Origin of the sequence: Methylovulum psychrotolerans (genome assembly GCF_002209385.1) — a bacterium.
Taxonomy (GTDB): Bacteria; Pseudomonadota; Gammaproteobacteria; order Methylococcales; family Methylomonadaceae; genus Methylovulum; species Methylovulum psychrotolerans.
Genome location: NZ_CP022129.1, coordinates 2234778 through 2247238, shown reverse-complemented (window position 1 = coordinate 2247238; position 12461 = coordinate 2234778). Strand labels below are relative to the sequence as shown.

Here is a 12461-nt window from a genome sequence, read left to right as displayed (position 1 = left end):
CTGCCGCGATGTTTACCCGTTGCCCTAATTGCTTGGCAGAACAGACGCTGACGGTAGAACAATTGCGCATCACCCGCGCCATCACTTATTGCCCACACTGCGCCAGCCATTTTGATGCCTTAGAACAATTAAGCGCGAGGGCAATGGCCGCGCCAGAGACGGAACCCGCACCGCCCCAAGAGCCGACATCGGCAACGGACACACCCAGCGTTTTGCCCTGGGAAAAACCGACCGCCATCGCCAGCCCGCACTGGCGGTCGGGTGTTTACGGAGGCGTACTGCTGCTCATCGGGCAACTGGGCTATTTTCACAGCCATGCCATCAGCAATAATGCTACCGTACGCCGTTTATGCCAGCCCCTAAGATGCCCGCTACCGCCTTACCGTAACGCCGCCGAATTGGCGGTTATACACAATGTACTGGAACCTTTGGCTAGCCACGGCTATTTGTTTAAAGCCCTAGTCAACAACCAAGCGGCTTTTTCCCAAGCTTACCCGACCATTGTCCTGACGCTGCAAGATTATGGCGGCAACGCCGTCGCCCAGCGCCGCTTTAAACCCGAAGATTACCTGCTCAACCCACAAAACGCACTGATACGGCCCGATGCCACCGTGGAACTGAGCCTACATATCGCCCCGACCACCGAAACCGTGGGCGGCTATACCTTTGATTTGACTTATTAATATGGCACATCCTGTACTTTATCTAAAAAAACACGAAGACCAACGCCTGCGCAAAGGCCATTTATGGGTGTTCAGCAACGAAATCGATACCCAACGTTCGCCTTTAGAAGCATTTACCCCTGGGGACTTGGCGCAAATCCACAGTGCCGACGGCAAAGCCATGGGTACGGCTTACGTCAACCCCAACACCCTAATCTGCGCCCGGCTGCTGTCGCGCAAAGCCAACCTGAAATGCGGGCAAAACTTTTTTAAAGACCGCCTCAGCACCGCCCTAGCATTACGCGAAAAAGCCTTTGCCCAACCCTATTATCGGCTAGTATTCGGCGAAAGCGACGGCTTGCCGGGTGTGGTCATCGACCGCTTCGGCAGCGTCTTTTCGGTACAAATCACCACCGCAGGTATCGAGCAACGTAAAACGTCCCTCCTCGACGCACTGGTCGAACTATTCACCCCAACCGCCATCGTCTTAAAAAACGACAACGGCCAACGCGAATTGGAAGGCTTGTCTTTGGAGTCGGAAATTGCCTACGGCGAACTGCCGGACACCCTGACCATTGAAGAAAACGGCGCACACTTTAACATCAATATCCTTGATGGGCAGAAAACCGGCTGGTTTTACGACCACCGCAACAGCCGCGCCCAATTGGCAAGCATGGCGAAAGGCTTGCGCGTACTGGACTTATTCTCTTACACCGGGGCATGGGGCATTCCGGCGGCGCAAGCGGGCGCTGCCGAAGTGACCTGCGTCGATGCCTCGGAAGGTGCGTTGACACTGGCGGCAGAAAGTGCCAGACTCAACGGCGTGGCGGAACGGATGCAGTTTGTGCGTAGCGACGTGTTTGAGTTTTTAAAGCAGGCACGGCTGGATAACGAACTCTACGACATTATCGTCCTTGACCCGCCCGCCCTAATCAAACGCAAAAAAGATTTTAAACAAGGTTACGAAGCCTACCGCCGCCTCAACCATCTGGCCTTACAAGTGCTGGGAAAAAACGGCATACTCGTATCCGCCTCTTGCTCTTTCCACTTAAGCCGTGATAATTTGCAGGAAATTTTACGTTCATCGGGGCGGCATATCGACCGCCATCTGACCTTTTTCGCCAGCCTAGGTCAAGGTCCAGATCACCCGATTGATCCGGCCATACCCGAAACAGACTACCTAAAAACGTTTTTTTGTTCAGTATCATCCAGCTTGTAAAGCCATTAAAGCGTAAACGCATTGAGGCAACTTGCCACTATGGAAACAGACCCTTGCGCCCTGTGCGGACAGCCCGTATACCTGAAAGGATTTACCCTAACCGATAGCAACGGTAACAAAAAATTTTGTTGCGGGGGCTGCCTAAGCCTATTCGGGCTTATGCACCCCGATAACGAAATCACAACTATAAAAAATGTAACCACGACTGATAATGAGGAGACACCCTAAATGAAAGCTTGCGAATCCTGCGCCGGCCGCGTCGAAATCGGCAAACACCACGACAACATGCCCGTCTGGCAACGCGCCGTCGGCATGGTACTGGTCTATCTGCCTATCCTGACCTTGCCGTTCGTCATCTTAAGCGCTTATCTGACCTATTACCACCTGCTGTTTATCGGCGCGAAAAACCTGAAAAAATGGTCTGACTTCATCCCCGACCGCGCCAGCCACCGCTACACCCTAAAAAACCAAATCACCATGAAACCATCGTTTCTCGGTAGCCTGTCACAATACCGGCTGTTCTGGATACTCAACTGCACCTGGTACTGCCCCTACAGCGTCGCCTTATTTGAATGGCACGCCTATATGGTGAAAATCGTCGAAAACTGGTGGTGCCCGTTCGGCCATGAGAAAAAAGACACTTACAGCAACGCCAAAATCGACCAATCTTTCTGGCATATCTACCCCGACGACAACGCCAAGCTGACCGACGAAGACCGCAACAACCCCATTTGGAACGATTCAGCCGACCACAACGGCCCAAGCAATCCGTAAAACCGTTGGGATAAGGCAAAACCAGCCTGCCCTAAGCGTTTAAAATCCCCCCGGCTTCCACTGCTAAAAAGCGGTGCAAGCCGGGGGGATAAGGCCGTTAAGCCAATATAAACGCACCATTCACGCCCAACCCCGCCATCTAATTACACCCTATCCGCCTAGCCCGTCATAATTGCTGAATCCTTCGGCGTTTTAAGCTATGATACGCGCCCTTCCACCGTATTACCCACAGCTATAAACCGCCATGCACATAGGCCCTTACCCGCTTACCAGCCCCGTGATCCTCGCCCCCATGGCAGGCATCACCGACCGCCCGTTCCGCAATCTATGCAGGGACTGGGGCGCAGGACTTGCCGTCTCGGAAATGGTCGCCTCCAACCCCGCCTTGCGCCACCACCAACGCACCGTCCTAAAAGCCGACCAACGCGGTGAAAACGGAATACGCTCAGTGCAGATTCTAGGAACCAACCCACAAGACATGGCCGATGCCGCCCGCTTTAACGCCGAACGCGGCGCTGACATCATCGACATCAATATGGGCTGCCCCGCTAAAAAAGTCTGTTCGGTTGCCGCAGGTTCTGCCTTGCTAAAAAATGAAGAACTGGTAAAACAAATCCTCAACGCCGTCGTGTCCGCCGTCACCATCCCCGTCACCCTCAAAATCCGCACGGGCTGGGACTTACAAAACCGCAACGCCTTGGCCATCGCCCAGATCGCCGAAAACGCCGGCATAGCCGCCCTCACCCTACATGGGCGCACGCGTGCCTGTAAATTTGCCGGAACCGCCGAATATGAGACCATACGCCAAGTCAAACAGGCCATACGCATACCCGTTATCGCCAATGGCGACATCGACTCGCCGGACAAAGCCCGCCAAGTATTGGCCAGTACTGGCGCGGATGCCGTTATGATAGGCCGCGCCGCCCAAGGTAACCCGTGGATTTTTGCCCAAACCAGCCATTTCCTCACCACCGGCACATACTTGCCCAAACCGAGCCTAGCTTGTATCCAGCAAACCCTTATCGGGCATATAGAAGCGTTGTACCGCTTCTATGGGGATAACAGTGGTGTTAGAATAGCCCGCAAACATATCGCATGGTACTGCCAGGCACTAGGCCTATCTGGGGACACCCGCACCGCCATCAATCAGGCGCAACTGCCCGCCGAACAAATCGCGCAAATCAACGCCTTTTTTCATTATCTGACTAACGCCCGTGCCGCATAATATGGAAGCATTTAAACAGCCTGCCGGATCCATCAACACCGACAACATTACGCCCGTACCCTTATCAGCTTATGTGACCCAAACCTTGGAGCTGTATTTTGCCCAACTCAAAGACCATGATGCCGTTAACCTGCATACCATGGTCATGGGTGAAGTGGAAAAACCCTTGCTGGAGGCAGCTCTCGCCCATGCCGGACACAACCAAACTAAAGCCGCGAAAATACTCGGTTTAAGCCGCAGCACCCTGCGCAAAAAACTGGAACATTACGGCATTTCCTAAACCGCACTTGCCAGCAACGCCCCACTGCCCTTAAGATAAGGACACTGGCGGCAACCCTACGCGCAACTGCGGCGGCAGTAACCGGAAGCAGCTATTACGCTTTGCCAAACGCCCACCCGCTTTCTTATAACTATCCCTACAGCGGCAAAGGCTTAACGCCTTTTATATTCCGCCACCCAGCCACCCACGGACACGATCAAAACAAAGGCGGTGCGCCGCCCCTAACCAGCAACTCACTTAAGCAAGCGACAGCAGAGGAAAAGCGATGAAAATTGGTGTCCCAAAAGAAATCAAAAACCAAGAAGGCAGAGTGGCGATCAGTCCGGCAGGCGTACAAAGCTTATGCGCCCAAGGCCATATCTTACTGGTCGAACAGGATGCGGGCCTGCACTCAGGATTCAGCAATAGCCAATATCAACAGGCCGGAGCGCAGTTAGTGAGCGCCGCCGAAGCTTGGGCTACCGAACTGGTAGTAAAAGTGAAGGAGCCTATGGCCTGCGAATATCCTTATCTGGACAAGCAACGGGTGTTTACCTTTTTTCATTTGGCGGGGGTAGACCCTCGGCTGACCAAAGAACTGCTCAGCAAAGGCACTACCGCCATTGCCTACGAAACGCTAGAAGACAGTGCTGGACGCTTGCCTATCCTAGCCCCTATGAGCGCGGTGGCGGGCAATATGGCCGCTTTAATGGGTAGCTATTACCTGGCTCAATTTAACGGCGGCAAGGGCGTACAACTTGGCAAGGTGCTAGGTAAACGCCACGGCAAGGTGGTCGTCATTGGTGATGGCGTGGTCGGACAACATGCCGCCCAAACCGCCTGCGGCATGGGGGCGCAAGTCTGGGTGGCGGGGATAGACACCGCTTTTATGGCCAAGGTCAAAGCCACCGTCTTACCGGAGGCCGAATTTTTCCTCTCCAGCCCGGCGGTGCTCGCCCAACACCTTAGCGATGCCGATTTGGTTATCGGCGCGGTTTTATGCCGGGGAGCCAATGCCCCTAAAGTCATCAGCGAGGCGATGGTAAAAACCATGCAGCCCGGTTCGGTGCTGGTCGATGTCAGCATCGACCAAGGTGGCTGTATCGAAACCTCCAGACCGACCACCCACTCCGAGCCGGTCTTTATTAAGCACGGCGTTATCCATTACTGCGTCACCAATATGCCGGGTGCCTATCCGCAAACCTCAACGCTCGCGCTGATGGATGCCACCTTGCCCTACATCCAGAAAATTGCCAACATCGCCGACACCGCAGCCTTACTGGCCGACCCCGCCCTCGCCAAGGCCATCAATGTCCACAACGGCAAAATCACCTGCCAAGCCGTCGCCGAGGCCTTAGGGATGCTGGCTTATTACCAGGGCTAAAACAACGGGAGCGCGGGCATCTTGCCCGCCCTCACGGCCAAACTGCCCACACCCAAGAAGGCAATCGGCCAACTTACCGATGTTATTTTACACAAGCCCCCCATCCGGCCAAATAACCACTACCGTCCGCAACCTATTTTTGCCAAAACAGGACATCCGGTCAAAATCCCCACGCGTAATGGGAATAAATTGGCAGTCAATTTCGGTTTGCCGCCCGTCGTCCGGGTCGGAATCGTGCATATACAGGCAATCGTCATCAAAACCGCTCATGACCAGCCAATGCGGGGCTTTTTTGCGGTCCATCAAAAAGGTGCTGATCAAGATTAACGGTATCGCCCCGGCCTGAAATACCCTAATCAGTTCATTCTGAGTGATATTGGCGTAATGGATAGGGATACCCTGTCCGGCGGCCTCACGTTTAAAGCAGGTGTCGACCAACTCAACCAGCTGTTTTTTTGCCTCATTGCGGACACCGTCAATAAAAAGCGGCCCGGTTTGGTTAATCCACACTTCAACCGCAAAATGCCGCCGCTTTGCCGCCAAAGCCAAACCAATCGGATGGCAACCGCCATGACCTGAGGTCATATAAATGGTCGTGGCTTCACGCCATAAATTGATCTCTTCCTCGCGTGACGGCAAATAGTTTTTATCCAGCCCGTGCATCGCCATCATTAACGCCGCCGGCCCACAAGTAAACGGCGTGGTTTGCCTCAGCCAATGGACGGTACGGTGCTGTAAGGTGTCGCCATAACGGCGGATACGTTTCTGGTAACGCAAAGCATCCTTATGGTCTTGGTAGTAATCCCGGTAGATGCCAAATTTTTGGAACCCCAATGTTTCGTAGAGCTTGATGGCCGCCAGATTATCGGCACTGACTTCCAAACGTAAATACAGCCTGCCATTATCACGCGCGGCCTGCTCCCCGGCTAACATCAACGCCTTGGCAATCCCCAAACCCCGATGCGGGGCGGCGACCGCAATAGAATAAATGCGGGCAAGACGGGTCCCCGGATGCTGAATAATGAGGATATACCCCACCAAGCTACTGCCGACCTCCGCCACTAGCAAGACCCGCTGGTCGGTGCTGAGCCAATGGCGGAAACTGCGGCGGCTTAACCGGTCTGTGGTAAAGCTGGCGTTTTCAAGCCTGACCAGTTCTTCCAGATCATCGGGCAAGGCGGCGCGGATCACGGCGGCCAAGTTCATAACCCCCGCAACGCTTGGGTAAACACTTGCCGCGCCCGCACCAGCACCATTTCTTGCCAAGCCACATCATTCGGGCAGAAATGCTCGAGCATCAATTGGCTATGCGCAATACGCGCGGGTATATTATCGGCCTGCGCCCACAGCAAATGGTCTTGCAATAACACCTCAAACAGCTCCAACGTCCGGTAAGTGCCGAATTCCAGGGTCACATAGCAACTGTGCGCATTCATAATGCGGTGCCAAGCAAAATCCAGCAAGCCCAGTTTAGGTACAGATGTCGACGTACCAAGCAAAGGCAAGGTGACCGAACCGCCATACCAACGCCTTGCCACAGCGGCCCCCGCACTATCAGGCGCGTGGTCGCAAATAATTTCGCCGTAACCGAAGGGGCCTAAACCCGTGTGCAAATCAATCACCGCCAAATCACGTTGGGACAACGCATACTGGCTAAGCAAGGCCTCAGTAACCAGCCTGCCATGGGCAGGCGCACGGCCACCATAAAACGGCCCGACAGGGTCGGTATATTGTCCGGCACTGATGGCGCTTTCAAAAGCCTCGCGCCCGTACTGGCGGGTAAAGTCGGCAAACGCGGCTTGGCGCTGCCGGATATCAAACAGAAATAACGCTGGCCTTAGCTGCTCATAGCCGGGATTTTCGGGTAAAGGCTGGGCAAAATCGACCACATTACGGTTAAGGTCCACGCCATCGGCATCACAACGCCGCCGCCAAGCATAGCCCCACGGCGTTAAGGCATGGACCATCAATACGGCAGCGTTAGCCGGAATAACGATCTGCTCTTGCGCCATCAGGCGCAATAGGTCAATTTCAACGGCATTCCCAGCGAAACCTTCAACGCCATGCGTTCCGGCAATCAATACTAGCACCTTAGTGGCATCTTCAGCCCCTATCCATACCGTATCGGTCAGCAAAGGCTCGCCTTCCGGCCCCAACCCGGCACAAGGGTAAGATATATGCCGATAATGGCCGGGCAGTTGCGCCACTTGCGCCAACCAACGCTGCCTGCCGACTGCATACCTGTCTGAAAACAGCGAGGTATCAATGGCCGTAAAAGGAAAATGGGATGACATACTACACCTTACCTTAATTTATGGGGACACGACTGAAAGCGGAAACGGAAGAGGCTAGGCCAGAAAAATGAAGGGTTATAAATTCATCGCTAAAGTCTTCACCCGATGTTCAGCTTACTACCGTAAACTAAACCCGCCAGACTCGCCAGCCCTTTATATGCACTGTTTCAGAAATAGGCTTCTCCAAGCCAAGAAACCGCTTGTGAAAAAAACCGCTTGGTTCCAAAATTATAGCCACTCACTTCCAAGGACACCCCTTTGCTATGGCGCGCACCCTACTGGTCGTTGACGACCTTTCCGACTGGAACCCCTACTATCCCAGTGATCAGGTTATCACCTTTGAAAACTATCTGGCAACCGGGCAAGGCCCCGCAGAAGAACGCGTCCGCATCATTAACCTGTGCGCCAGCTACAGCTACCTGTCCGATGGCTATTACTGCTCATTATTGGCCGAAGCGCGTAGCCATCATGTCATCCCATCGGTCAAAGCCCTAAATGACTTAGGCAAAAATGCCCTGTACCGATTGCAACTGGATGATTTGTCACAACCCTTGGCACGCGCCTTCAAAGGCCAAAGCAAGGATAACGCCCTCACCTTACTCAGCTATTTCGGCACCACACCCGACCCCGCCTTACAGGAATTGGCCCGGCTCCTGTTCGACCGCTTCCCCTTCCCGGTACTGGAAGCCACCCTGCATTTTGGCCGCCAATGGGAAGTGACCCACTTAAAAGCCATCTCCTACCTCGACCTGGACGATACCCAGCAAACCCTGTTTGCCGAAGCCCTGGATAAGTTCAGCAAAAAAGTCTGGCGCAAAGGCCGGGCGCGGAAAATTGCCCGGTACGACTTGGCAATGCTCGTTAACCCTGAAGAAAAAATCCCGCCCAGCAACCGCGCGGCACTGAAAAAATTCATCAAAATAGGCACCGAACTGGGCATTGATGTGGAACTGATAGGCAAGCAGGATTTTGCCCGTCTGCCGGAATTTGACGGCCTGTTCATCCGCGAAACCACGTCCATAGACCATTACACCTACCGCTTTGCCAAAAAAGCCGAAGCCGAAGGCCTGATGGTGATTGATGACCCCACCTCCATGCTGCGCTGCACCAATAAAGTCTATCTGGCGGATTTGTTCCGCACCCACCGGGTCCCCTCGCCGAAAACCTGGATTTTGCACAAAGGCAATGCCGGCCATTTGGATAAATTGGAAGCGGAAGCCGGGTTCCCCGTGGTCATTAAAATCCCCGACGGCTCATTTTCGCGGGGCATTGAAAAAGTCAACAACCGCCAAGAACTGAACCACAAAGTCGCCGAATTATTCCAACAATCGGCACTCCTGCTGGCCCAAGAGTTCCTGTACACAGATTTTGACTGGCGGATCGGCGTTTTTAACAACAAAGCCTTATACGCTTGCCGCTATTACATGGTGAAGAACCATTGGCAAATTTATCGGCACGGGACAAACCGGACGGATAGCGGCGATTTTCAGACCATGGCCACCTTTGAAGTGCCCAAAGCCGTGTTGGATGCGGCCTTAAAAGCCACCCAACACATAGGCGACGGTTTGTACGGGGTGGATGTTAAGGAGAAGAACGGCAAAGGCTATGTGATAGAAGTCAACGACAACCCCAGCATCGACAGCGGCATTGAAGACCAATACCTGGGCGACAACCTGTATCGGCTGATAATGACGGAATTTTTACGGCGCATGGAGAACCGCAGCAAGGGAATATAAGTAGGCGTGCAACCGTTTTTTTAACACGAACATAACACACCTACTGACTATTTTTAAACCAGCCTAGTTTTAACTGGCAATCACAAACCGCACTGCATCCAAACGCAATTGCGCAGCCTGGATGCTCTCATGCGCCAGCATGGTCAAATCCTTCAATTGCTCAATCTCTTCGGCCTTAATGCTAGGGTTGACCTTTTTCAGCCTCGCCATGCGCTTCACTTCGGCAGACAACGATTCCAACATGGTGGTGTTAGCTTCCGCCGTTAAGGCCTGCATCCGCACCCGCGCCAATTCTTCGGCGTTATACAGCAGCTTGCTCAACGGCTTGCGTTGGCTATTCAAGAACGCCGCGATTTGTTGCTTATCAAAGGCCTTGCCCGTTTCCGGCAATTGCTGATGACTAAAGACCTCGGTCAAATCCTGCTGGTGCTGGTCGATTAAAATGCGTATCGGCGTGGGCGGCAAGAAACGGCCTATTTGCAGTTGCGCCGGGGCGCTGCATTCGACGATAAACAGGCATTCCAATAAAAATTGTCCAGGCCGCAAATCGCGGTGCTTAACGACGCTGACCACGGCATTGCCGGTCTCGCTGGACAACACCAAATCCATAGCCGCCGTCACCATCGGGTGTTCCCAGGTTAAAAACTGCATATCCTCACGCGCCAGCGCACACGCGCGTTTGACGGTGACGGTCACGCCGTCTTCATCTAAGCCCGGAAAATGGGCGATGCGCAGATGGTCGCTAGGGCGGACAATAAAGCAATCCGGCGAATGGAATTCGGTATCGACCCCGTAGCATTCAAATACCGCCTCCATATAAGGCCACAGCAAAGCCTCTTTTTCGTAACGCTTAAGCTGCTCCACCCATAGCTCGGCTTCGTCTTTACGGAAGGAATTTAATTCCAACAACTGGTCGCGGCCATTATGCAGTTGCTCAGCAATTTCCCGGCCTAAAGCCTGGGTTTTGGCGATAAAGGCCTCAATCTGCGCCTCATCCTGAAACAACATCGCCTCCAATTCATCCGCCAGCACATCGGCGACCGGACGCGCGGCCGAGCAATTGGCACGGAACGCATTCATGCCCTCGTCATACCAACGGTACAACAGCGCTTGCCGCGAGTGTTCTAAGTAGGGGATGTGGATTTGGATGACATGCTGCTGGCCGATACGGTCAAGACGGCCTATGCGTTGTTGCAGCAAATCGGGGTTGGTCGGCAAATCCCAGAGAATCAAATGGTGGACGAACTGGAAGTTACGGCCTTCACTGCCGATTTCCGAGCAGATCAACAACCGCGCGGCACTGTCCTGATCGGCAAAATAAGCGGCAGCGCGGTCACGCTCGATAATCGACATGCCTTCATGGAACACCGCCGAGGCGATACCGCCACGCACCCGCAACGTCAATTCCAAATCAACTGCCGTTTGCGCGTGTTTACAAATCAATAAGGCTTTTTGGTCGCGCAATGCCGATGTTGCGGAGATTAACGTATTCACCAGCCATAAATAGCGCGGATCTTTTTGCAAGTCCGCCGTGTTTTCGTCACCTTCCAATGGATAACCGTGGCGTTCGCGCTCAGGGAAACCTTGTACGGTTTGCCGGGAATTGCGGAACAAAATCCGCCCCGTGCCGTGATGGTCGAGGAGGATTTTAATCAGCGCTGCGCGGGCGGCGGCAGATTTTTCGCTATCCGCGAGATTTTTCAATAAGGTGCCGACATTATCGTCTTTCAGTAACCCCGCCAATAAGGCGGAGTCTGCCTCAGCCAACGGCTTGTCGGCCAGCAGGATTTTCGCGGCATCGGCGACTGGCTCAAACTGTTTTTCTTCGGCCAAAAATGCCGCAAAGCTATAAAAACGGTCAGGATCCAGCAATCTTAAGCGGGCGAAATGGCTTTCCTTACCTAATTGCTCCGGGGTCGCCGTCAGCAAAATCAAGCTGGGCGTAGCCAACGCTAATTGCTCAACAAACAAATATTCCGAACTGGCCGCCTGTTCGCTCCATGCCAAATGGTGCGCCTCATCGACAATGACCATATCCCAACCCGCTTGTAAAGCTTGCTGTTGCCGCAACGGATGCTGGGCAAAAAACTGTTGGCTACACAAAACCAGTTGCTCATTGACGAATGGGTTGCCGCTCAGGACCGCTTTGTCGGCATCGTCTTCGTCCATACCGTCATCGCCCAACTCGCCCAAACAGCGGGCTTCGTCAAACAAACTAAAACGCAGATTAAAGCGTCTGAGCATTTCCACCAGCCATTGGTGCAACAAACTTTCCGGCACAATAATCAGCACCCGCTGGCTTAAGCCATTAATCAGGCGATGATGCAAAATCAGCCCCGCCTCAATGGTCTTACCCAAACCGACTTCATCGGCGAGCATAATCCTTGGGGCGATGCGGTTGGCGGATTCATGGGCAATAAACACTTGGTGCGGGATTAACGACGCGCGGCTACCTAACAAGCCCTTAACTGGGGATTGTTGGTGCTGGCGCAAGCGCTGCCACGTCTCGTAACGTAACGAAAACCAATCGTTCGGATCGATTTGGCCGATAAACAAACGGTCTTGCGGTTTGTTAAACTGGATGCGGTGGTTCAGTTCCACTTCTTCAAACTGCATCGCCTCGCCATCGGCGGTTTTGCCGATGTATGTCATCAGGCCATTGTTCTCAATGACCTCCGTTACCGTCAGCTTATCTTCATCCACCGATTCGATGGTGTCGCCGACCGAAAACACCACTCGGGTCAGGGGGGCATTATCACGCGCATAAATGCGCCGCTCGTCAGAAGCCAAATACAGCACAGTGACGCGGTTAAAACTGACATCAAGGATTAACCCCAAACCTAATTCCGATTCGGTGTTACTGATCCAACGTTGTCCGGGTATAAATGATTCCATTAAATTACTGTAT

The 12461-nt window shown here is 53.5% G+C and carries 10 protein-coding genes; 7 read left to right on the top strand and 3 right to left on the bottom strand.

The features are described 5' to 3' along the window. Window positions 1-8 precede the first annotated feature (8 nt). The 6 genes from CEK71_RS10200 to ald all read left to right on the top strand — a co-directional run bounded on the left by CEK71_RS10200 (window position 9) and on the right by ald (window position 5523). Window positions 9-683, top strand: coding sequence for a DUF3426 domain-containing protein (locus CEK71_RS10200; protein ID WP_088619289.1), 675 nt, complete (start codon window positions 9-11; stop codon window positions 681-683). 1 nt (window position 684) lies between these two features. Further along, window positions 685-1881, top strand: a complete 1197-nt coding sequence (locus CEK71_RS10195; protein ID WP_088619288.1) for a class I SAM-dependent rRNA methyltransferase — start codon at window positions 685-687, stop codon at window positions 1879-1881. 228 nt (window positions 1882-2109) lie between these two features. Then, entirely contained in the window at window positions 2110-2655 is a 546-nt protein-coding gene (locus CEK71_RS10185; RefSeq protein WP_088619286.1) for a hypothetical protein, read from the top strand. A 244-nt stretch (window positions 2656-2899) separates the two neighbouring features. Further along, on the top strand, window positions 2900-3880 hold the full coding sequence (gene dusB / locus CEK71_RS10180; RefSeq protein ID WP_088619285.1) for a tRNA dihydrouridine synthase DusB: 981 nt from the start codon (window positions 2900-2902) through the stop codon (window positions 3878-3880). Window position 3881: 1 nt separating this feature from the next. Further along, window positions 3882-4160: a helix-turn-helix domain-containing protein gene (locus CEK71_RS10175; protein WP_088619284.1), complete on the top strand. Its 279-nt coding sequence runs from the start codon at window positions 3882-3884 to the stop codon at window positions 4158-4160. 265 nt (window positions 4161-4425) lie between these two features. Then, the gene (gene ald / locus CEK71_RS10170; RefSeq protein WP_088619283.1) at window positions 4426-5523 is read left to right on the top strand and encodes an alanine dehydrogenase; all 1098 of its coding nucleotides are present in this window, start codon (window positions 4426-4428) and stop codon (window positions 5521-5523) included. A gap of 87 nt (window positions 5524-5610) precedes the next feature. Here ald and CEK71_RS10165 read toward each other — a convergent pair whose 3' ends face one another. Both CEK71_RS10165 and CEK71_RS10160 read right to left on the bottom strand, forming a co-directional pair. Beyond that, window positions 5611-6729 (bottom strand): GNAT family N-acetyltransferase/peptidase C39 family protein, encoded by a 1119-nt coding sequence (locus CEK71_RS10165; RefSeq protein ID WP_088619282.1) that lies wholly within the window; start codon window positions 6727-6729, stop codon window positions 5611-5613. Continuing rightward, complete coding sequence (locus tag CEK71_RS10160) at window positions 6726-7817, bottom strand: DUF2817 domain-containing protein (RefSeq protein WP_088619281.1); 1092 nt, start codon at window positions 7815-7817, stop codon at window positions 6726-6728. The genes CEK71_RS10165 and CEK71_RS10160 overlap by 4 nt, the downstream gene beginning before the upstream one ends. Window positions 7818-8080: 263 nt before the next feature. Between CEK71_RS10160 and CEK71_RS10155 the strand changes: the two genes are divergently transcribed. Continuing rightward, window positions 8081-9553: a RimK family protein gene (locus CEK71_RS10155; protein WP_088619280.1), complete on the top strand. Its 1473-nt coding sequence runs from the start codon at window positions 8081-8083 to the stop codon at window positions 9551-9553. 69 nt (window positions 9554-9622) lie between these two features. Here the strand turns inward: CEK71_RS10155 and rapA are convergent, their stop codons facing one another. Further along, window positions 9623-12448 (bottom strand): RNA polymerase-associated protein RapA, encoded by a 2826-nt coding sequence (gene rapA, locus CEK71_RS10150; RefSeq protein WP_088619279.1) that lies wholly within the window; start codon window positions 12446-12448, stop codon window positions 9623-9625. Window positions 12449-12461: the final 13 nt, after the last annotated feature.